We start from the raw sequence: 23148 nt of genomic DNA, 5'->3' as shown, positions 1-23148 counted from the left end.
TGCCTGCCCTATCCATCCACAGATAAAAAAATTACAATGAAAACAAACGCTTTCACCCCAATGATGTAAACGGTTACAACAAATTCTGAATAAACTAAATTATCAAATAATTATGAAAAATCGGTTGACCTTTTATCTGGAAGGTCGTATCATAAGTTTCAACAACAATGTTCCTTGAATTTGGAAAGGCGAGAGACCTATTCCAATTAAGTATATATGTGTTAAAACAATGAAGAGGATAAGTAGTAGATGGGGTGAACAGATACAGAGAGCCGGGGTGCTGAGAGCCGGTGCTGTTTCCATTTATGAACTCACCTTGGAGTGCCTGTGTGAACAGTTGAGTAATACAGGCCGGGTTTTATAACCAAAACCCGTTATCAAAACAGTCGAGTGCATGGCATCTTTTTCGGGCCATGAATGAGGGTGGTACCATGGAGAGGAGATAAGCCTTTTCATCCCTTGCGTTTCATTCAAGAAACGTCAGGGATGAGGAGGCTTTTTTTATTCTCCAATATATCAAGTCTGGCGGGTAAGCCTATCACAAATCGGGAGGGAGATTCCATGATGGAAAAAGCAGCTCTTGCTGAAAAGGAAGTGCAGTCTAACGCGAGAATCAGCGGAGCCGAGATGTTGATCAATGCATTGAAGAGGCAGGAAGTGGAAGTATTGTTTGGTTATCCGGGAGGAGCCGTTTTACCCATTTACGATTCTCTCTATCATGCGGGATTGAAACATGTGTTATCCCGTCATGAGCAAGGGGCCATACATGCAGCGGAAGGATATGCAAGGATAAGCGGCAAGCCGGGAGTCGTGATAGCGACTTCAGGTCCTGGTGCAACGAATCTGGTTACAGGCATTACAGATGCGATGATGGATTCTTTACCTCTTGTTATTTTCACCGGTCAGGTAGGTACGGGCGTGATTGGAACAGATGCTTTCCAGGAGGCAGATATTGTAGGGATTACCACTCCGGTAACGAAACATAATTATCAAATCCGGGATACGAAAGATATTCCTCGAATTGTGAAGGAGGCATTTTATATTGCTTCATCGGGCAGACCCGGCCCCGTCTTGATTGATATACCGAAAGATATAGCGACACTTGAGGCAGAGGAGACCGAGCCGGAGAGCATCTCGCTTCCGGGTTATCAGCCGACAACAGAACCGAATTATTTGCAAATTAGACGTCTTGTCGAGTCTGTCAGCTCAAGCAAGAAACCGCTTATCTTAGCGGGTGCGGGTGTCTTGCATGCAAAGGCTTCTAAGCAATTAGTCGAATTTGCGGAGCAGCAGCAAATTCCAGTCGTCAATACATTGCTTGGTCTTGGTACCTTCCCGCCCGAGCATCCGCTCTATATTGGAATGGGCGGCATGCATGGCATTTATGCGGCAAATATGGCGATGTATGAATGTGACCTTCTCATCAATATCGGAGCCCGTTTTGATGATCGGCTGACAGGTAATCTATCGCGATTTGCTCCATATGCAACGGTAGCACATATCGATATAGACCCGGCAGAGATTGGCAAAAATGTCCCAACTGCCATTCCAGTCGTAGGGGATGCCAAGCAAGCTCTAATTCAGCTTATTAAGCAAAATGGCAAGCGTTCTGAAAGTGAGCCTTGGAGAAAGCAGATTAGATCCTGGCTTGATGAGGCTCCTTATCATTATGAGAATGAAGAGGAGAAAGGCTTGAAGCCGCAACGGGTAATGGAGCTGATTTATGAGCATAGCCGCGGGGATGCCATTGTGACAACAGATGTCGGTCAGCATCAAATGTGGGCAGCACAATATTATCCGTTCAAGCGGCCGAATGCATGGGTGACCTCAGGAGGGCTCGGTACGATGGGCTTTGGATTACCGGCAGCTATCGGTGCTCAAATGGCCGAACCGGATGATCTGGTTATCTCCGTCAATGGAGACGGCGGTGTCCAGATGTCGATTCAGGAGCTTGGTGTCATTGCAGAGCAGAATCTCCCGATTAAAATCATTATTTTGAATAACGGCTCGCTTGGAATGGTTCGGCAATGGCAGGAAATCTTCTATGAATCCAGGTACTCACAAAGTGTTTTTGCCTCACAGCCATCCTTCAGCAAGCTAGCCGAAGCCTATGGGATTAAAGGGATTGACGCAAGGACAGAGGAAGAAGTGAAGCAGGCCTTCGCAGAAGAATTCCCTCAGCATAAACCGGTTCTTATCAATGTGTATGTTGAGCCGGGAGAGAATGTTTACCCGATGATTGCTCCAGGCAAGGGAATCAATGAGATGGTGGGAGTGAAGAAGAGATGAGACGAATCATCACGCTGACCGTTATGAACAGGCCTGGTGTATTAAACCGAATCACGAACCTGTTCTCAAAGCGGAATTACAATATTGAGAGCATCACGGTCGGACATTCTGAGGTGGAAAACAGGTCGAGAATCACATGTGTTGTCAATGTCGAAAGCGTCCAGATTGCTGAACAAATTACGAAGCAGCTGAATAAGCAGATAGACGTCATTAAAGTGCAGGATATTACCGATCAATCTGTGGTCGCACGGGAGCTCGCATTAGTTAAGGTAGCGGTGCTGCCGGCAACAAGAAGTGAAATTTACTCACTGATTGAGCCGTTCCGGGCGTCCATCATTGATATCGGCAAGGACAGTCTCGTTATTCAAATTACAGGGGAGACGAATAAGATAGAAGCTTTCTTGGAGCTGATTAAGCCTTATGGCATTAAAGAGATCGCTAGAACAGGCACAACCGCCTTTACACGCGGTACCCAGCCTGCAGGATTAGGAAATCGCAATTATTCTATCGTCTAATAATGAAAGGGAGAGATTACTTATGGCAAAAATGTATTATCAAAATGAAGCAAATGAAGCGGTATTAAAAGGCAAGAAAATCGCTATCGTCGGATATGGCTCACAAGGGCATGCTCATGCGCAGAACCTTAGGGACAGCGGAATGGATGTCGTCATCGGGTTAAGACAAGGGAAATCATGGGATCAAGCAGCAGAGGATGGGTTTGATGTGAAATCTGTCAGAGAAGCGAGTGAGGAAGCGGATGTCATTATGATTCTCCTGCCGGATGAGCATCAAACGAAGGTGTACAAAGCTGAGATTGAACCGGTATTGCATGAAGGGCATACGTTGATGTTCGCCCACGGATTTAACGTACATTATCACCAAATTGTCCCTCCTTCCTATGTTGATGTATCGCTGGTTGCACCTAAAGGACCTGGACACTTAGTCAGAAGAACCTATGAGCAGGGAGCAGGTGTGCCGGCATTGTTCGCGATTCATCAGGATGTTTCAGGTGAGGCGAGTGAAGTTGCGCTTGCCTATGCAAAGGGAATTGGTGCATTACGAGCAGGAGCGCTTGAGACATCCTTTAAGGAAGAAACGGAAACAGATCTATTTGGGGAACAGGCTGTATTATGCGGAGGATTAACCTCTCTTGTAAAGGCAGGTTTTGAAACATTAACTGAGGCAGGGTACCAGCCAGAGCTTGCTTACTTTGAATGCTTGCATGAACTGAAATTAATCGTTGACCTGATGTATGAAGGCGGAATGGCGGGCATGCGCTACTCCATTTCTGATACGGCTCAATGGGGAGATTTCGTATCCGGTCCGCGTGTTGTCGGTCTTCAAGTAAAGGAAGAAATGAAACAGGTATTAAAGGAAATCCAAAACGGAACATTTGCCAAAGGCTGGCTGGTTGAAAATCAGGTGAACAGACCGGTCTTTAATGCAACGCAGGCACAGGAGAATGAGCATCCGATTGAACAAGTGGGCAGGGAGCTGCGTCAAATGATGCCGTTTATCAATGAGCAGCAAAAGAAGCAAAAGGAAGTGGTGACTAGTGCGAAAAATTGAGATATTTGATACCACATTAAGGGATGGCGAGCAGTCCGCCGGCGTAACCTTGACGAGTACGGAAAAAATCGAGATTGCGAGACAATTAGAGAAGCTGGGTGTCGATATTATTGAAGCCGGCTTCCCGGCGGCTTCTCAAGGGGATTTTGAATCCGTTAAGCAAATCGCGGAGATGGTGAAGAATTCAACCGTAACCGCACTGGCCCGCTCAGCACAATCGGATATTGATGCGGCTTGGCAGGCATTAAAAAATACAGCGAATCCACGTATTCATGTGTTCTTGGCAACATCGCCGATTCACCGCCATTATAAATTGAAGATGACAGAGGATGAGGTCGTTGAGGCGGCGGTTGCTTCTATTAAATATGCAAAACAGTTCTTCCCGGTTGTTCAGTGGTCAGCAGAGGATGCTTGCCGGACAGAGCTTCCCTTTCTCGCTAGAATTGTAGAGGAAGCAATTAAGGCAGGAGCGGAAATTATTAATATTCCAGATACGGTCGGCTATATCACGCCGCGTGAATACACAGAGGTGTTTAAATACTTACAGAATCATGTTCCATCCATTGGGGGTGTGAAGCTGTCAGCACATTGTCATGATGATCTAGGTCTTGCAACTGCTAATTCTATGGCTGCCATTCTTGCCGGTGTAACACAAATTGAAGGAACAATCAACGGAATTGGCGAGCGTGCCGGCAATACGGCATTAGAAGAGGTAGCCCTTGGTCTTTATACAAGGAAGGATTTCTACCAAGCAGAATCAAGGATGGTGTTAGGTGAAATAAAAAGGACGAGTGAACTTGTGAGTAAATTGACTGGCATGGTTATCCCGCCAAACAAGGCGGTAGTCGGAAAGAATGCCTTCGCTCATGAATCTGGTATCCACCAAGACGGCGTGTTGAAGGAAAAAACCACCTACGAGATCATTGAGCCGGAGACAGTTGGATTAAGCTCTAATGCCATGGTCCTTGGCAAGCATTCCGGTCGTCATGCCTTCCGCACGAAAATCCAAGAGCTTGGATTTACAGTATCAGATGAGGAAATGAACCAATTATTCAAGGTATTTAAGAATCTTGCAGATAGCAAGAAAGAGATGACGGATGAGGATATTGTTGCCTTGGTTCTTGAAGAGAAGGTGACGAAGGAGGGCGGCTATTATGATTTGGTCTCCATCCAAGTCCAATATGGAACCAATCAGATTCCGACGGCAACGGTGACATTGTCAGGAATGGTTAATGAAAAGATTCAGGAAGCGGGAACTGGTGCGGGAAGTATCGAAGCCTTGTATAACACGCTTGAACGCTGCATCAATAAGCCTGTTACGTTAAAGGATTACCGAATCCAATCCGTTGGTGCAGGAAGGGATGCGCTGGCCCAGGTATTTGTTAAGGTGATGTATGAAGGAGTGGAAACAAGCGGGCGGGGATTGGCCCAGGACGTTTTAGAGGCATCTGCCAAAGCCTACCTAAATGCGATAAACCGAGCCATCATGACAGAGGAAAGAACATCCATTGCTTTGATGAACTAAATCTTAGAAGGAGGATTTCGAAATGAAAAAGAACATTGCTGTATTACCAGGCGACGGCATCGGGCCGGAAGTAGCAAAGGGAGCGGTCGAAATCCTCAGGGCTATCGGGGAACGCTTCGGGCATGAATTCACCTTTCAATATGGAATGATTGGGGGAGCGGCTATTGATTATGCAGGCACTCCGCTTCCAAATGATACGCTGGCCCTTTGCAGGCAAAGCGATGCCATTATGCTCGGAGCAGTCGGAGGACCGAAGTGGGATCAGAATCCGCCGATGCAAAGGCCAGAGCAGGGCCTGCTGAAGATTCGCAAGGAATTGAATCTGTATGCGAATATGCGTCCAATCAACTATTATGCCAGTTTAATAGAATCTTCCCCGTTAAAGAAGGAAATCATCGAAGAGACAGATTTTCTGATTGTAAGAGAATTGACAGGAGGCCTTTATTTCGGAAAGCCGAGTGAGAGGACATACCGCGATGGGATGGAAGCGGCTGTTGATACCCTTTATTACGAACGAAGTGAAGTGAAACGAATCATGAAGCTTGCCTTTGAGCTTGCCTCCTCCCGAAGCCTTAAGGTTACATCAGTTGATAAAGCGAATGTTCTTGAATCGAGCCGTATGTGGCGGGAGGTTGCGGAAGAAGTAGCTAAGGATTATCCTCATGTAACCTTAGAGCATATGCTTGTCGATAATGCGGCCATGCAGCTCATTAAGAATCCGAGACAATTTGACACGATTGTAACGGAAAATATGTTTGGCGATATTTTGAGTGATGAAGCAAGTGTACTTACTGGGTCGCTTGGTATGCTGCCTTCAGCCAGCCTTTCTGAAAGCGGACTTCATTTATACGAACCAATCCATGGTTCGGCGCCTGATATAGCCGGTCAGGATAAAGCGAACCCGATTGCGATGATTCTCTCCAGTGCCTCCATGCTGCGTCATTCCTTTGGATGGGAGGAGGAAGCAAGGGCGGTGGAGCAGGCGGTCAAGAATATTCTGGATTCAGGTAAGCGGACCGCCGATCTATCAGGTACCGGCAAGCCATATTCTACGTCCAAGATGGTAGAAGCGATTAAAGAAGATATCCTGCAGAAGGATGCCATTTTTCACATTATGGATGCTTATGCATAAGAACGAATAAATGAAATTTCAATGAGGAGGGATTATAGATGGGTAAATCGATTATTGATAAGATCTGGGAGAAGCATATTGTTCGCAAAGAGGAGGGCAAGCCGGATTTATTATACATCGATCTGCATCTCGTGCATGAAGTGACCTCTCCTCAGGCGTTTGAAGGATTAAGACTGAAAGGAAGAAAGGTTCGTCGTCCGGATTTGACCTTTGCGACGATGGATCATAATGTTCCGACCATTAATCGTTTCGTCATTACTGATGATATTGCAAAAAAACAAATGAGCGCCCTTGAGCGCAATTGCAGTGAATTTGGGGTGCCGCTGGCCGGCCTTGATAGTGAAGACCAGGGGATTGTCCATGTTATCGGGCCAGATCTTGGTTTGACTTGGCCGGGTAAGACAATTGTCTGCGGGGACAGCCATACTTCTACGCACGGTGCCTTTGGAGCCTTGGCTTTCGGAATCGGCACAAGTGAGGTAGAGCATGTTTTGGCAACACAGACTATTTGGCAAAATAAGCCGAAAACGATGAAGATTGAAATAAACGGGAAATTAAAGCCGGGAGTAACCGCTAAGGATGTTATCCTCTATATTATTTCACAAAACGGTGTTCATTTCGGTGCTGGACATATTTTGGAATATGCAGGAGAGGTTGTCCGGCAAATGTCCATGGAAGAGCGCATGACAATCTGTAATATGACGATTGAAGGAGGCGCACGCGCTGGATTGGTCAGTCCGGATGAAACAACCTTTTCTTATATGAAGGGACGCAAATATGCGCCAAAGCCGGATGAGTTCGAGCGTTACAGTAAGGAGTGGGAAAAGCTCATCAGTGATGAAGACGCGGCATATGACAAGGTCATTGAAATAAACGGTGAGGACATTTCTCCAATGGTTAGCTGGGGAACCAACCCAGGGATGTGCAGTCCGGTTGATGGCCGTGTACCTGTTGCTTCCGACCTTGACGAGTCTGCCGCACGTTCCTTGAGGCGTGCGCTTGAATATATGGGCCTTCAAGAGGGACAGGGAATAAAGGAGATTCCGGTACAGCATGTCTTCATTGGATCCTGTACGAATTCGCGTATGGAGGATTTAAGGGAAGCAGCTGAAATACTGAGAGGGAAGCGGGTAGCAGAAGGTGTTCGCGCACTAGTTGTTCCCGGCTCTCAAAGGGTGAAAAGGAAGGCAGAGGAGGAAGGCATTGACACAATCTTTAAAGAGGCGGGCTTTGAGTGGAGAGAGGCTGGCTGCAGTATGTGTCTGAGCATGAACCCGGATGTTGTCCCGCCTGGTGAGCATTGTGCCTCCACCTCGAACCGGAATTTTGAAGGCAGACAGGGCTCTGGTGCCAGGACCCATCTTGTCAGTCCAAAAATGGCTGCTGCTGCTGCGCTTTATGGACGGTTCGTAGATGTGAGAGAGCTTGAAAGCATCATCAGTGAAGGGAGTGTGAATTAATATGGAACGTTTGACGGTTTATACAGGGAAGCCGGTTGTTATGGATCGAGACCATGTGGATACAGACCAAATCATCCCGAAGCAATTCTTGAAGAGGATTGAGCGTACTGGCTTTGGCCGTTTCTTATTCTATGACTGGCGCTATGAAGCAGAGAATGTTGAACGCTCGGAGTTTGAACTGAATCAGGAGGAGAACCGAGGAGCAACCATATTGGTGGCCGGTGAGAATTTTGGCTGCGGTTCCTCAAGGGAACATGCTCCATGGGCGCTTGGTGATTATGGCTTCAAAGTGATCATTGCTTCCTCATTTGCAGATATCTTCCATCAGAACTGCCTGCAAAACGGCATTCTGCCGATTACGCTTGAAAAAGATACATTGGCAGCGTTGAAGGAGCATATACGCAGTCAAAAGGCGGATATCACTGTTGATTTGCCGAAGCAGGAGCTCAATGCAGGGGAAGGATTTGCGATTTCATTTGATATACATCCCTATTGGAAGAATATGCTCACAAATGGCTGGGATGAGATTTCCTTAACCATGCAATATGAGGATTCGATTAAAGAGTATGAAGAGCGTGTGTTTGTTCGGGGATAAGTGGAGTGCATATCAGGAAGGAATAGGCGGCGTTTGCTCCGCCTTTTTATTTTGTCTATTTCTATATAGCGAATGAATGGATACCAGACGTTCCATTTCCTGTTGATTGCAGCAGTTTACTAATACCATAAAAGCGCATTGGTTTATGGACAAAAAGAGAGGGGTATGGACGACAAGAAGGTACTAAGGTCCTTTGAGTATGGAGAAAGGTTTATAGGAGAGACAGACAGCATCCTGGCTGAAGAGCATAGGAGATCAAGACACTGCTCTTGGCGGGCCGGAGACTTGTCAGTCAGCTTCTTCCACAACTCCCCTTTCCCACAATGTTTTGTTTTTCACAGAAAGGCGTGCTACACTTACTTCAATAATTTATTAATCCGAGGCGGGACAATATGAAGAAAAATGAACATAAGGTTATTCCCTTTCCGCATCTGGGCGAGCTTTTGATGAAAAAGGGCATGGAGGCAATGGAGGAAAAAAATTATAAAGAAGCATACCGGTATTTTGACCAAGGGATTCAAATTGAACCGGATCATGAGGATATCAATATCGGGCTGGCATTATCATTGGTAGAGCTGGGGCGGTATCAAGAGGCGAAGGTAATCGTTAAGCGAATGATGGAGCAGGGCATCGGCGATTATTTCCATGTGATTAATATTTACTTGATGATTTTGCTTCAATTAAATGAGCATGGAGAAATCATTCACGTGATTGAAGCCTTGTTTGATGAACAGCAGATACCGCCAGAGCGGGTGGAATCACTTGAGAACCTGCTTGCAATGAGCAAGAGGATTGTCGGGCAGCAGACAGACCCTTCTCAGCCATCCCAGACAGAGGGACTGCCGATTGATGAGACAGAGGTTCTGCGAATCCTTGAGAATGGTACGATTGAAGAACAATTATACATATTATCCTCTTTATCCAACCAAAACATACGGCCGTGGACTGATGTCCTGTGCCAATACTTAATAGAAGAAAAGCATCCTTTCCTGAAGACATTGGCCCTTTCTCTTCTGCGTGAGCAGGAAGTAAATAAGACGGTTGAATTAGATAAATTTGGGCAAAGATGGACAGTGAACATAGAGGATCTTCCAAAAGTGGAAGAAACGGAATTCTTGAAGATGCTTCAAAAGGAATTGAGTGAAAAGCTTGAACATAATGACCCTATTATGTATGAACAGGCAATGGAAATGGTCAAACGACATAACATTCTCCTTTATCCGCTAAATATCGACCATTTGTCGATTTGGGCTGAAGCGTATGAAAGACTTGTCAAAGAAGCGTACGGGCTTGTATGGGATGAGCCTGATGAAGAAATTTCCGGGATTTTAGAAGAAATAAGGAAATTAGAGGGCATTACTTTCCCTGTTATTTGAAGTCCGAAGTGTTGAAACGTGGAAATCCTATGTTATAATATAATGGTTGCAATATGCATGTGTACAGGCAAAGGCCTGTGCGGCCTAAGGATCTATATATCTGGTTCTCATACATGCCAGTGTTAAAAAAAGACGATTTATTAGGAAATATATATAGTTGGAGGGAAAACCATGTCTGCAAAATGGGAAAAGCTAGAAGGTAACCGCGGCGTCTTAACCGTTGAAGTTCCTGTAGAAAAAGTGAACGAAGGATTAGACTCTGCTTTCAAAAAAGTTGTGAAACAAGTACAAGTTCCAGGTTTCCGTAAAGGAAAAATGCCACGTTCTATGTTCGAAAAGAGATTCGGTGTAGAATCCCTTTATCAAGATGCCCTTGATTTCATCTTGCCAGAAGCTTACGCTGAAGCGATTAACGAAACAGCTATCGAGCCGGTAGACCGCCCTGAAATCGATATCGAGCGTATGGAAAAAGGCGAAACTCTTATCTTCAAAGCAACTGTTACAGTGAAGCCTGAAGTTAAGCTTGGCGAATACAAAGGTCTTGAAGTAACTAAAGTTGACACTGAAGTGACTGATGAAGATGTAAACGAAGAAATCAAACAATTGCAAGAGCGTAATGCTGAACTTGTTATTAAAGAAGAAGGTGCCGCTGAAAAAGGCGACACAGTTGTTCTTGATTTCGAAGGATTCGTTGACGGCGAAGCGTTCGAAGGCGGAAAAGCTGACAACTACACATTAGAGCTTGGCTCTAATTCTTTCATTCCTGGTTTCGAAGACCAATTGGTCGGACTTGAAACAGGCGGAGAAAAAGAAGTAGAAGTAACTTTCCCTGAAGAATACCACGCTGCTGAATTAGCAGGTAAACCAGCTGTATTCAAAGTGAAAATTCACGAAATCAAAACAAAAGAGCTTCCTGCACTTGATGATGAGTTTGCAAAAGATGTAGATGAAGAAGTGGAAACACTTGACGCTCTTAAAGAAAAAATCAAAAATCGCTTAGTGGACAAGAAAAACCACGATGCTGAACACCATGTTAAAGATACTGTAATCGAAAAAGCAGCAGAAAATGCTGAAATGGATATTCCAGCTGCCATGATCGATACAGAAACTGACCGCATGGTACAAGAGTTTGGTCAACGTCTTCAAATGCAAGGTATGACTCTTGACATGTACTTCCAATTCTCTGGTCAAGACGAAGCAGCTCTTAAAGAGCAAATGAAAGAGGAAGCTGAAAAACGCGTACGCATTAACCTTACTCTTGAAGCTATCGGCAAAGCTGAGAACGTTGAAGTCAGCGAAGAAGAAATCAACGCTGAGGTTCAAACAATGTCTGAGCAATACGGCTTATCTGCTGAACAAATCATCCAAGCGCTTGGCGGCACTGAAAGTGTTAAAGGCGACTTGCTTGTAAGAAAAGCAATTGACGTATTGGTTGAAAGCAGCAAAACAGTAGAAGCTTAATTTATATAAAACCATAAAAACAAGGTGCGATTTAACTTATCGTACCTTGTTTTATACATAACATATTTTGCAAAACTCGCTAAAAATCGACTTTCTGTATCGAATTGTTTTTGGCTATACATAATTGCTTTTTTCTCGAATAAAGTGTAGATTAATTCTAAATAATCAAAATACATATGTTTTCCATTTTCAAAATAGAGGATTGAAAGTCGTGCAGAATGGATATTATGTACATATACATAATGATCACGTGATTACGTATACGTCGTCAGTCTTTTCTTTACCTCAAATGGAGTAATGTGTGTTACAATCCTTACATACCCTTCATTTGTTAATCTGATTTAGAAATGCAGATTTCATGATAGAGTCCATAATACCAAGGGGTGAAACTATGTTTAAATTTAATGATGAGAAAGGGCAGCTTAAGTGTTCTTTCTGTGGCAAGACTCAGGAACAAGTCCGAAAACTCGTAGCGGGTCCAGGTGTTTATATATGCGATGAATGTATTGAACTATGTACAGAAATCGTGGAAGAAGAATTAGGTACTGACGAAGAAGTAGAATTTAAGGATATTCCAAAACCAATGGAGATCCTCGATATACTTGACGAATATGTCATCGGTCAAAGAAGCGCAAAGAAATCCTTGGCCGTGGCTGTATACAATCACTATAAACGTGTCAATTCCAACAGCAAGATTGAAGACGTTGAATTATCCAAGTCTAATATCTGTCTAATTGGACCAACAGGAAGCGGGAAAACCTTGCTTGCACAAACGTTGGCTAGATTGCTGAATGTTCCGTTCGCTATTGCGGATGCAACATCCTTAACAGAAGCTGGTTATGTAGGGGAAGATGTTGAGAACATCCTTCTCAAGCTAATCCAAGCGGCAGATTATGATGTGGAGAAAGCCGAAAAAGGCATTATCTATATCGATGAAATTGACAAAATCGCGCGTAAATCTGAGAACCCTTCCATCACTCGTGATGTATCAGGTGAAGGGGTTCAGCAAGCCTTGCTGAAGATTCTTGAAGGTACGGTTGCAAGTGTGCCGCCACAAGGTGGAAGAAAGCATCCGCATCAGGAATTCATCCAAATCGATACAACAAATATCCTCTTTATTTGTGGTGGAGCATTTGATGGTATCGAACCGATTATTAAACGACGTCTTGGCCAAAAGGTCATTGGCTTCGGTTCTGGAGTGGAGAAAGAAGATATCCAAGATAAGGATCTTCTATCTAAAGTTTTACCGGAGGACATGCTTCGTTTTGGTTTAATTCCAGAATTCATCGGCCGTCTGCCTGTCATTGCGACACTTGAACAGCTTGATGAGGATGCCTTGATTCAAATCCTTACAAAGCCGAAGAATGCTCTTGTGAAGCAATATCAGAAGATGATGTCTCTTGATGATGTAGAATTGGAATTTGAGGATGATGCCTTGCTCGAGATTGCGAAGAAAGCAATCGAGCGTAAGACAGGTGCTCGTGGTCTCCGTTCCATCATTGAAGGCATCATGCTTGAAGTGATGTTCGAATTGCCTTCACGTGATGATATTGCGAAATGCGTAATCACTGCAGAGTCTATTTCTGAAGGAAAATCACCGAAGATTATCCTTTCTGATGGGACAACTGAAACGGTTGAGAAGAAAACTTCTGCTTAACGCAGAACATGATATGAAAATGCTGGTTCCATTTGGAACCGGCATTTTTTTATGAAATAGTTCTGTTAAGGACTGTTGATAGGATAGAATGCCGCCAGTTAACGTTGAAGGCGATTAACTTTTGCGGGATTAGCGGAAAAGACAGCCCATAGAGATACATAGGACTAGGAGGAGGCTCCGTGACACTCCTTTGTTTTTGCTGCCTGAAACAAAAATCAACATGTCAAAATAATCAAGCCTATGGAGTAGTAAATAAACCTTCATCCCTGTCCTTATATGGGATGTTTGGAGGTTTATTCCCCTTCTGTTAAGGAGATACTAGCTTGTATCTTTACGATGAATCTTCAGGAGGGTGCATAAATGAGTTGGACAGCCATAGTGATCATCATCCAATTATTTTTTGGAGTTGTCATTGGATTATATTTCTTGAATCTGTTGAGAGGGCAGCGGGTTCAAAAGGTAACCATTGATCGGGAAGCAAAGAAGGAAATGGATCAATTACATAGAATGAAGGGGATTAAGCTGACGGAGCCATTGTCTGAGAAGGTACGGCCGGCTAGTTTTCAAGATATTATCGGACAGAAGGATGGCATTAAGGCGTTGAAGGCAGCTTTATGCGGGCCAAATCCGCAGCATGTGCTCATTTATGGGCCTCCTGGAATCGGTAAAACGGCTGCTGCGAGACTTGTTTTAGAGGAAGGGAAGAGAAATGCAAAATCTCCTTTTCGTCAAACGGCTCCTTTCATTGAATTAGATGCTACAACAGCAAGATTTGATGAACGCGGGATAGCCGATCCGTTAATTGGCTCTGTTCATGATCCTATCTATCAGGGAGCAGGGGCTATGGGGCAGGCTGGAATTCCGCAGCCGAAGCAGGGGGCTGTGTCAAATGCGCATGGAGGCATTCTCTTCATTGATGAAATTGGGGAGCTTCATAATATCCAAATGAATAAATTATTAAAGGTGCTCGAGGATCGGAAAGTCTTTTTTGAGAGTGCTTATTATAGTGAGGAAAACCCGAATATTCCTAAGCATATTCATGAAATCTTCACAAATGGCCTGCCGTCTGATTTCCGTCTCGTTGGAGCCACAACAAGAACACCATCGGAAATTCCGCCGGCTATCCGCTCGAGATGTATGGAAATCTTCTTCCGTGAATTGAATCAGGATGAACTGATGCAGGTTGCTGCCAATGCGGCGAAGCGGGTGGAGCTGACCTTAGGCGAGAAGGGGCTTCGACTGATTGGCCAATATGCATCCAATGGGCGTGAGGCTGTGAATATGGTTCAGAGTGCAGCCGGCCTTGCTATTACGGATGAACGTAATTTCATTAAGGACGAAGATATCGAATGGATTATCCAATCAAGCCAGATGACACCTCGCTTCAGTCCGAGTATTGGGGCGGAATCATCCATAGGAGTCGTCAATGGTCTGGCGGTAACTGGTCCGAATACAGGTGCTTTGTTAGAGATTGAAGTCACCGTTATTGATGCGCGTGATAAAGGGACGGTAACCATCACGGGAATCGTGGAAGAGGAAAGTTTAAACAGCCCGGGTAAATCAATACGACGCAAGAGCATGGCGAAAGGGTCAATTGAAAATGTCGTAACCGTTTTGCGGACGATGGGAATACCGGCTGACCAATATGATATTCATGTAAATTTCCCTGGAGGTATTCCGATTGACGGACCATCAGCAGGGGTTGCTATGGCTGTGGGCATTTATTCGGCCATCTATCGGATTCCTGTGAAAAATAAAGTGGCTATGACAGGAGAAATCAGCATTCATGGGAAAGTGAAGCCGGTTGGAGGCGTCTTTACGAAGGCGAATGCAGCGATGCTTGCTGGAGCTGAAATGGTCATTATCCCAGAGGAGAATGTTCAATCCATTCTGGATGAGCTTGATGGCATTAAGATTAAACCGGTCAGCCAGCTGAAAGAGGTTTTCCAAGAGGCGCTTGACCGGACCCAGGTTATTGACCAAATCGTGGGAAGTGTGGAACGGCCGTCTGAAAGAGAGAGCGGCTAAAAGGAAGGGGCTTGCTCGTTGGATGGGCAGGCTCCTTTTCTTATGTTCTCTATATGCTACAGTCCTTATGATTCATGAGTGAAATAAAGCAGCGATTCATGTTAAAAATACTGGGGAATAGGGAAAAGAGGAGCGTGAGGAAGAAATCTCCCTAAATAGACACAAGTCTATAAATACGATAAAATTGGTAAAGGTCTATTCTTAAGTAAGATATCTTATTAGGTTTTTATGGAGGTGCAACAAATGGCAATTACTGAGGAAAAACACGTTCCCCTCCTGCCGCTGCGCGGATTGCTTGTTTTCCCGACAATGGTTCTACATCTCGATGTTGGAAGAGAGAAATCGGTGCAGGCGCTAGAGAAAGCAATGGTAGATGACCATTTTATTTTTTTGACTACACAAAAGGAAGTATCCACAGATGAACCGAGTGAGGATGATGTCTATCAATTAGGCACTCTGACGAAGGTTAAGCAGATGCTTAAACTGCCAAACGGTACCATTCGGGTATTAGTCGAAGGCGTTTCACGGGCTCATATGATTGAGTTTGTGGATGAAGGAGATTATCTCGCTGCGAGGCTTGAAGTAATGGAAGACTCTATCGAGAAGGATCCGGAAACCGAAGCGTTAATGAGAACCTTGTTGGATTACTTTGAACAATACATAAAGATTTCAAAGAAAGTGACAACAGAGACGTATAATACGACAGTTGACATTGAAGAGCCGGGAAGGCTTGCCGATATCATAACCTCTCATCTCCCGCTTAAGCTCAAGGATAAGCAGGATATATTGGAGACAATCGATATAAAAGAACGTCTAAACAAGGTCATAGATATTATTCATAACGAAAAAGAAGTGCTGAATCTGGAGAAAAAGATTGGTTTGCGCGTGAAGAAATCCATGGAGCGTACGCAGAAGGAATATTATTTGCGCGAGCAATTAAAGGCTATCCAGAAGGAGCTTGGCGATAAGGAAGGCAAGACGGCTGAGATTGCGGAGTTGTTGGAGAAAATTGAGCTGGCAGGCATGCCTGAGCATGTCCTTGAAACAGCAAAGAAGGAATTGGACCGCTATGAGAAGATTCCGGCAAGCTCGGCAGAAAGCGCGGTTATCCGCAATTATCTCGAATGGCTGATTGCGCTCCCTTGGTCCAATGCAACAAAGGATGACTTGGATATTGGCAAGGCAGAGAAAATCTTGAATGAGGATCATTACGGTCTTGAAAAGGTGAAGGAACGTGTGCTGGAGTATCTGGCGGTTCAGTCACTTACCAATTCATTGAAGGGACCAATCTTATGTCTAGCTGGACCTCCTGGTGTCGGGAAGACGAGCTTAGCGAAGTCGATTGCAAAATCAATGAATCGTCATTTCGTCCGCATTTCTCTCGGCGGTGTTCGTGATGAATCTGAAATTCGCGGTCACCGACGTACTTATGTTGGTGCCATGCCGGGCCGCATCATTCAAGGGATGAAGAAAGCAGGAACCATTAACCCAGTCTTCCTTCTTGATGAGATTGATAAGATGTCACATGATTTTCGCGGGGATCCCTCCTCAGCCATGCTTGAGGTTCTTGACCCTGAACAGAATAATTCATTCAGTGATCATTATATAGAGGAAACATATGACTTATCCCAAGTCATGTTTATCGCAACAGCGAATGATTTATCTACGATACCGGCCCCGCTGCGCGATCGGATGGAAATTATCAACCTATCCGGCTATACCGAATATGAGAAGCTTCATATTGCCAAGGAGCATTTGCTTCTGAAGCAATTGAAGGCACACGGCTTAACGAAAGCCCAGCTGCAAATGAAGGATGAGGCCATCACACAGATCATTCGTTATTACACAAGGGAAGCGGGCGTACGGACACTTGAACGCCAACTGGCGGCTGTCTGCCGTAAGGTTGCGAGGATTATCGTCTCTGGTGAGAAGAAGAAGGTCGTCCTGACGCAGAAGAATGTCAGTGATTTCCTCGGTAAGCCGTACTTCCGATATGGGGAAGCGGAACTGGAGAATCAAATCGGAGTGGCAACAGGGCTTGCCTATACGAACTTTGGCGGGGATACACTCCAGATTGAAGTTTCTTTATCACCTGGCAAAGGCAAACTGATCTTAACTGGAAAGCTTGGAGATGTAATGAAGGAGTCTGCACAGGCCGCGTTCAGCTATGTACGCTCCAAAGCAGAAGAACTTCATATTGACAAGGATTTCTATGAGAAATATGATATTCATATCCATGTCCCGGAAGGAGCCGTGCCAAAGGACGGTCCATCTGCCGGGATTACGATTGCGACAGCACTTATTTCAGCTCTTACCAAGAGACCTATCCGCAAGGAAGTCGGCATGACCGGTGAGATTACCCTGCGGGGGCGTGTGCTGCCAATCGGCGGATTGAAGGAAAAATCATTAAGTGCTCACCGCGCCGGTTTGAAGAAGATTATTTGCCCAATCGATAATGAACGGGATATTGACGACATTCCGGAAAGTGTGCGCAATGATTTAGAATTCGTATTTGTCTCGCAACTAGATGAAGTGTTGGAGCATGCATTGGCAGGTGAAGAAAAGTGAAAGTAACACAAGCAGAGATCGTCATGAGTGCCGTGAAGCCGGAGCAATATCCGACAGACGGATTCCCGGAATTTGCACTTGCAGGACGCTCGAACGTAGGGAAATCTTCCTTCATTAATAAAATGATCAATCGTAAAGGTTTGGCACGGACATCGTCCAAGCCGGGAAAAACCCAGACGTTGAATTTCTATAAATTGAATGAAGCGATCTTCTTTGTCGATGTTCCAGGATACGGCTACGCGAAAGTATCCAAGACAGAGCGAGAAGCCTGGGGTAAGATGATCGAGACATACATTACGACTAGGGAGCCGCTTCGTGCAATGCTGCTTATCATTGATTTGCGTCATAAGCCTTCCGCTGATGATGTGATGATGTATGATTTCTTGAAGCATTACGAGATTCCGACTATTGTCATTGCGACGAAAGCGGATAAGATTCCAAAAGGAAAATGGCAGAAGCATTTGAAAGTAGTTAGGGATACATTGGACCTTGCGAAGGGAGACGAGATTATTCTCTTCTCATCTGAGACAGGGCTCGGGAAAGATCAAGCGTGGAATGCCATTCAGGCTAGAATGTAAGGAACGAATAAAATGCAGGGGCCTCAATCAGGCCCCTGCATTTGTTATTTCTTCTTATAAAGAATGAACAATCCGGCGAGAATTAATGCAGCCGGCCAATAGGTGGAGAAGGTGTCGGCATAATTGGATACACCTAAGAAACTAAGGATTTGCTCATAAAAAATCAGCAGGACAGAGATGACGAGAAAGAGGATTCCTGCCCCTTTCCCGATGCCTTTCTTTAAGTAAATGAGAAGTAAACCCAGACCGATTAATAGAAAGATAATCACTTGTTCTCCAGGCCAATACTCAAGCTTTCCGGCGATATATTGATGCAAGCCATAACCAGTGAAGATAACCCCTGGCAGCAGAAATTCTGCCTGTCCCCCGAACCTGCTCTGCAAAAGAAAAGCAAGCCCTAGAAGGATGCTTAGCGTTGCCCATGAATAATATGGTTGGAAAAGGGTAAAATCAATCGATCTCAATAAGTAAAAAAATCCAAACCCAATTAAAATAGTACAAGTAAAATAGCGAAATTCTCTCATCTTTCGACTCCTAGTTTGTTATTATTGATAATTATTCTAATCTTTGTTAATGTACAGATAGTACGAATTTACACATACTTCAGGATAAGCAACTTATTGGTAAAAACGCTTACTGAATGAAACCTATATAGATTATATCAGGTTTAGCCATCTTTTATTTTTATTTTCAATAAATCCATTTATATCAAGGGTTTGAGCCGGTTGATGATTATTCCGGCAAGCGCTTTTAAAGTGGATGCCCGGAAAGAAATCATAAACTCAAATGATGTAGAAGGATGTCAGATAGGCGGTCGTTCGCGGGTGGTTACATACGGCCGGCGGTCCACTATTGAATGAGAATTGGGCAATGTTACGATTTTGTTCACAATTACCATTCTAGCAGTTTATGAGGATTACCTGCTTTTAGAATAGACGCAAATTACGTAAATGGGGGTGTAACAGGGTAGATGCATATCATTACCGTAGGTCTGAATTATAAAACTGCTCCTGTTGAAATCCGAGAGAAAGTAAGCTTTGAATTAGATCAATTGCCAGAAGCGATGAAAACCCTGCAGGCGAAGAAAAGTGTCTTAGAGAATGTTATTGTTTCCACCTGTAACCGTACAGAGGTGTACGCGGTTGTCGATCAGTTACATACAGGCCGGTACTATATTAAGGAATTCTTATCTGAGTGGTTTTCAATTGAACTGGGTGAATTGTCTTCTTATTTATATATATATGAAGAGGACGGAGCGGCCAACCATCTCTTCCAAGTAGCATGCGGGTTGAACTCCATGGTGCTTGGTGAGACGCAAATTCTCGGTCAGGTGAAGAAGAGCTTTATGCTCGCCCAAGTAGAAAAAACAACAGGCACACTGTTTAATAATTTATTCAAGAGAGTGATTACGCTCGCGAAAAAGGCCCATGCTGAAACGGAAATTAATAAGAATGCGGTTTCCATCAGCTACGCGGCTGTAGAACTGGGGAAGAAAATCTTCAGTTCATTAGAAGATAAGAAGGTTCTTGTCGTTGGTGCCGGCAAGATGGGGCAGCTCGCGATTGAAAACTTATATGGAAGCGGAGCGACCCAGGTTACTGTTATTAATCGGACACTTGAGAAGGCGGAAAAGCTTGCCTCCAAATATTCCGGTAAGGCTAAGATGCTGCAGGAGCTGCAATGTGCCTTGCTCGAAGCGGATATTCTTATCAGCTCAACGGGGTCTAAAGATTATGTTATTACAAAGGAAATGATGGAGAACATCAATATTCTCCGTAAAGGAAAACCAATTTTCATGGTCGATATTGCGGTTCCGCGTGACCTTGATCCTCGGTTAGTGGAGCTCGACAGCGTGTTCCTTTATGATATTGATGATCTAGAAGGCATTGTCCAAGCAAATCTTGCAGAACGGAAAGAAGCAGCTAGAGAGATTATGATCATGATTGAACAAGAGCTTGTTGAATTCAACGCATGGTTGAAGATGCTTGGAATCGTCCCTGTAATCTCCGCCCTGCGCGAAAAGGCGCTTGCTATTCAGGCCGATACCATCGCTAGCATGGAGAGAAAGCTGCCTGGACTCAGCGAGAGAGAATGGAAGGTCATCAATAAGCATACAAAAAGCATCGTCAATCAAATGCTGAAGGACCCTATTCTTTATGCGAAGGAGATAGCTGATAAAAAGCATTCGGATGCTTTGCTCCAAGCTTTTATTGATACATTTGATATAGAGGACCTCATCGAGAAAGACGGGAAAGAAGCAGCATCAAAGGAAACTGCACGCAAGCAAGGGCGGCCCATCCTGCAAGTAGTGTCGCAGCCCTTTTGATCAGGCAGGACGAATGAGATGATTGATGTATATTTAAATAGAGTGCATGAGATAACAATCATTTTATATGCCTTGAGTGTATTGCTATATTTCTATGATTTTCTACAAAATAATCAGAAGGCCAACAAAGCGGCCTTCTGGATTCTTTCGATTGTTTGGTTCATGCAAACAATCTTTTTGTTTCTTTATATGTATGAAGCGGGCAGATTTCCAATCCTTTCACTGCTCGAGGGATTATATTTTTATGTGTGGATCTTAATTACCTTTTCACTAGCTATAAACTGGTTTTTGAGAACAGATTTTTTCATCTTTTTCACCAATCTGCTCGGGTTTGGGTTAATGGTCATACAGACTTTCTCGCCCCTGCAGCTTGACCGGCTTGGGAACCGGACACAATTTATTTCTGAGCTGTCGGTCATCCATATAACAGTCGCCATCTTGTCCTATGCGGCCTTCGCCCTGTCATTTGTTTTCTCGCTTCTTTACTTGATTCAATATGATTTGCTGAAGCGGAAGAAATGGGGCAAGCGGCTTGTCAGGCTGGGGGATTTGGCGAAGCTTGAGCAGATGTCCTATAGGCTGGCAGTCATTGGGCTCCCCCTTTTATTGCTTTCTTTAATACTGGGGCTTGAGTTCGCTTACTTGGTTGTATCCGATATCGTATGGTATGACAGTAAAATAATCGGATCCTTTGCCTGTTTAATCGTATATGGTATTTACTTATATATGAAGGTAAAGAAAAAATATTACGGGAAGACGCTGGCCTATTGGAATATTGCATCCTTCCTGCTTGTTTTAATCAATTTCTTTTTATTTGGCAACACATCAGCATTTCATGTCTTTTGATGGAGGGAAATCATGAGGAAAATTATTGTAGGATCACGAAGAAGCAAACTGGCATTAACACAATCAAATTGGGTCATTGACCAGCTGAAAGGGCTGGGTCTGCCCTTTGAGTTTGAATTAAAGGAGATTGTGACTAAAGGGGATAAAATCCTGGATGTAACCCTTTCAAAAGTCGGGGGAAAAGGATTATTCGTCAAAGAAATTGAACAAGCGATGCTTGACGGCCATATTGATATGGCCATCCATAGCATGAAGGATATGCCGGCTGAGCTTCCGGAAGGACTGACAATTGGCTGTGTGCCTAAGCGCGAGGACCACCGGGATGTGTTAATCTCAAAGAACCATGTGCCGCTTAGTGAATTGCCGGAGGGAGCGGTTGTCGGAACATCAAGCCTGCGCAGAAGCGCCCAGCTGCTGGCAGAGAGACCGGATCTTGAAATCAAATGGATTCGCGGAAATGTGGATACACGCCTGCAGAAGTTAAAGGATGAGGATTATGATGCGATTATCTTGGCAGCAGCAGGCTTGTCCAGACTTGGCTGGAGCAAGGAAATCGTAACGGAATATTTGGATGATGAGCTTTGCATCCCGGCTGTCGGTCAAGGTGCACTCGCAATTGAGTGCCGGGCAAATGATCAAGAGCTTATATTGGAACTGGCGAAGCTTAATTGCCGTGCGACGGAGGAGGCAGTCCTAGCTGAGCGCGCCTTCTTGAAAACGATGGAGGGCGGCTGCCAGGTACCCATTGCCGGTTATGCGAAGAAGCTGGATAATGGCAGCTTGGAAATGCAAGCACTTGTCGGTTCTCCAGATGGGAAGATCATTTACCGGGATACGGTGCAAGGAAGCGAACCGATTGCACTTGGAGAAGAGCTTGCTGAGCGTTTGTCTGAACGAGGTGCAAAGGAGCTTATTGCCTTGGTGAAAGAGGAGATGGAAGGTTAAAGATGGCACATACCAAGTTTCTAAAAGGGAAACGGGTGCTGGTCACTAGAGAGGAATCACAGGCCCAGTCATTATGCGCCATGATTTCAGACCATGGAGGGGTACCTGTATTGGTGCCCCTCTTATCCTTTCAGCGGCCGGGCTTGGATAAGTGGGAGGATGCAGAGAAGAAAGCAAAGCGTCTTGACAGGTTTGATTGGCTCGTTTTTACGAGCAGAAATGGTGTTCATTTCTTCATGGAGCTGGCGAAGGAACTAGGCCTGTCTCTTGAAGAGATGCCGAGGATAGCTGCTATCGGGAAGAAGACGGAGAAGGAGCTCTTGAAGCATGGGCTTAAGGCTGCCTTCATTCCGAAGAGCTATGTGGCAGAAGCTTTTCTCCCGGAATTTCTCGAAGTTGTACATGAAGGGGAAGCCATTTTAATTGCCAAAGGAGACCTGGCTAGAGATTATATTTATAAAGGGCTTTGCGGCCAAAACATCGAGGCACAAGAGGCAGTTGTGTATAGCAACAAGCCGCCTAAAGGTGCTGATGCTCAGTTGATACAGACGCTTAAGGAACAGGCTATTGACCTTTTTCTCTTCACGAGTCCGTCTGCAGTGGAGACGTTTATGCGGATTATGCATAAGGCAGGGCTAGAGGAGAGTATTGCCGGGAAAGTAATCGTAACCATCGGACCGGTGACGAAGGAGCGGGCAGAGCGGCTTGGCTTAACCGTTCATGTAAGTCCGAGTGAATACACGATTGAACATATGCTTGAGGAAATAGGCTTATATTATCGAAATTAAGGGAG

Annotated in this window: 18 protein-coding genes and 1 other annotated feature; of the genes, 17 read left to right on the top strand and 1 reads right to left on the bottom strand. The window is 44.7% G+C overall.

Translation table 11 applies throughout. The features are described 5' to 3' along the window. Nucleotides 1-220: 220 nt before the first annotated feature. Nucleotides 221-463, top strand: a binding site (T-box leader). Between the two features lie 98 nt (nucleotides 464-561). From ilvB to yihA, 13 genes are all read left to right on the top strand, one after another. Next, entirely contained in the window at nucleotides 562-2289 is a 1728-nt protein-coding gene (ilvB, locus tag ACI35L_RS07510; RefSeq protein WP_049669973.1) for an acetolactate synthase large subunit, read from the top strand. After that, on the top strand, nucleotides 2286-2804 hold the full coding sequence (gene ilvN / locus ACI35L_RS07505; RefSeq protein ID WP_049669974.1) for an acetolactate synthase small subunit: 519 nt from the start codon (nucleotides 2286-2288) through the stop codon (nucleotides 2802-2804). The genes ilvB and ilvN overlap by 4 nt, the downstream gene beginning before the upstream one ends. A gap of 22 nt (nucleotides 2805-2826) precedes the next feature. Then, a complete protein-coding gene (gene ilvC / locus ACI35L_RS07500) occupies nucleotides 2827-3858 on the top strand; it encodes a ketol-acid reductoisomerase (RefSeq protein WP_049669975.1) in 1032 nt (343 codons plus the stop codon). Beyond that, nucleotides 3845-5383 carry a 2-isopropylmalate synthase gene (locus ACI35L_RS07495; protein ID WP_049669976.1) on the top strand — a complete coding sequence of 513 codons (1539 nt, stop codon included), beginning with the start codon at nucleotides 3845-3847 and terminating at the stop codon, nucleotides 5381-5383. Before ilvC ends, ACI35L_RS07495 begins: the two co-directional genes overlap by 14 nt. A gap of 22 nt (nucleotides 5384-5405) precedes the next feature. Then, nucleotides 5406-6515 carry a 3-isopropylmalate dehydrogenase gene (gene leuB, locus ACI35L_RS07490; protein ID WP_049669977.1) on the top strand — a complete coding sequence of 370 codons (1110 nt, stop codon included), beginning with the start codon at nucleotides 5406-5408 and terminating at the stop codon, nucleotides 6513-6515. Nucleotides 6516-6553: 38 nt separating this feature from the next. After that, the gene (gene leuC / locus ACI35L_RS07485; protein WP_049669978.1) at nucleotides 6554-7975 is read left to right on the top strand and encodes a 3-isopropylmalate dehydratase large subunit; all 1422 of its coding nucleotides are present in this window, start codon (nucleotides 6554-6556) and stop codon (nucleotides 7973-7975) included. 1 nt (nucleotide 7976) lies between these two features. Beyond that, complete coding sequence (gene leuD, locus ACI35L_RS07480) at nucleotides 7977-8570, top strand: 3-isopropylmalate dehydratase small subunit (RefSeq protein ID WP_049669979.1); 594 nt, start codon at nucleotides 7977-7979, stop codon at nucleotides 8568-8570. A gap of 392 nt (nucleotides 8571-8962) precedes the next feature. After that, nucleotides 8963-9946: a tetratricopeptide repeat protein gene (locus ACI35L_RS07475; RefSeq protein WP_439802576.1), complete on the top strand. Its 984-nt coding sequence runs from the start codon at nucleotides 8963-8965 to the stop codon at nucleotides 9944-9946. Nucleotides 9947-10117: 171 nt separating this feature from the next. Beyond that, nucleotides 10118-11407: a trigger factor gene (gene tig, locus ACI35L_RS07470; protein WP_049669981.1), complete on the top strand. Its 1290-nt coding sequence runs from the start codon at nucleotides 10118-10120 to the stop codon at nucleotides 11405-11407. A 391-nt stretch (nucleotides 11408-11798) separates the two neighbouring features. Further along, entirely contained in the window at nucleotides 11799-13064 is a 1266-nt protein-coding gene (clpX, locus tag ACI35L_RS07465) for an ATP-dependent protease ATP-binding subunit ClpX (RefSeq protein WP_049669982.1), read from the top strand. A 360-nt stretch (nucleotides 13065-13424) separates the two neighbouring features. Beyond that, nucleotides 13425-15092 (top strand): ATP-dependent protease LonB, encoded by a 1668-nt coding sequence (lonB, locus tag ACI35L_RS07460; protein WP_049669983.1) that lies wholly within the window; start codon nucleotides 13425-13427, stop codon nucleotides 15090-15092. A gap of 243 nt (nucleotides 15093-15335) precedes the next feature. Further along, complete coding sequence (lon, locus tag ACI35L_RS07455) at nucleotides 15336-17660, top strand: endopeptidase La (RefSeq protein ID WP_049669984.1); 2325 nt, start codon at nucleotides 15336-15338, stop codon at nucleotides 17658-17660. After that, nucleotides 17657-18238: a ribosome biogenesis GTP-binding protein YihA/YsxC gene (yihA, locus tag ACI35L_RS07450; protein WP_049669985.1), complete on the top strand. Its 582-nt coding sequence runs from the start codon at nucleotides 17657-17659 to the stop codon at nucleotides 18236-18238. The genes lon and yihA overlap by 4 nt, the downstream gene beginning before the upstream one ends. Nucleotides 18239-18282: 44 nt before the next feature. Here yihA and ACI35L_RS07445 read toward each other — a convergent pair whose 3' ends face one another. After that, complete coding sequence (locus tag ACI35L_RS07445; protein ID WP_439802575.1) at nucleotides 18283-18762, bottom strand: hypothetical protein; 480 nt, start codon at nucleotides 18760-18762, stop codon at nucleotides 18283-18285. Between the two features lie 446 nt (nucleotides 18763-19208). Between ACI35L_RS07445 and hemA the strand changes: the two genes are divergently transcribed. Genes hemA through ACI35L_RS07425 form a run of 4 tightly spaced genes read left to right on the top strand, consistent with a single transcriptional unit; the run spans nucleotide 19209 to nucleotide 23143 of the window. Beyond that, complete coding sequence (gene hemA, locus ACI35L_RS07440; protein ID WP_049669987.1) at nucleotides 19209-20564, top strand: glutamyl-tRNA reductase; 1356 nt, start codon at nucleotides 19209-19211, stop codon at nucleotides 20562-20564. An 18-nt stretch (nucleotides 20565-20582) separates the two neighbouring features. Continuing rightward, nucleotides 20583-21410 carry a cytochrome C assembly family protein gene (locus tag ACI35L_RS07435; RefSeq protein WP_049669988.1) on the top strand — a complete coding sequence of 276 codons (828 nt, stop codon included), beginning with the start codon at nucleotides 20583-20585 and terminating at the stop codon, nucleotides 21408-21410. Nucleotides 21411-21422: 12 nt separating this feature from the next. After that, complete coding sequence (hemC, locus tag ACI35L_RS07430) at nucleotides 21423-22355, top strand: hydroxymethylbilane synthase (protein WP_049669989.1); 933 nt, start codon at nucleotides 21423-21425, stop codon at nucleotides 22353-22355. A gap of 2 nt (nucleotides 22356-22357) precedes the next feature. Then, on the top strand, nucleotides 22358-23143 hold the full coding sequence (locus ACI35L_RS07425) for a uroporphyrinogen-III synthase (RefSeq protein ID WP_049669990.1): 786 nt from the start codon (nucleotides 22358-22360) through the stop codon (nucleotides 23141-23143). Nucleotides 23144-23148 lie beyond the last annotated feature (5 nt).

This window comes from Pradoshia sp., assembly GCF_051873915.1.
Taxonomy (GTDB): domain Bacteria; phylum Bacillota; class Bacilli; order Bacillales; family Pradoshiaceae; genus Pradoshia.
This window is presented reverse-complemented; position numbering and strand designations above follow the sequence as displayed.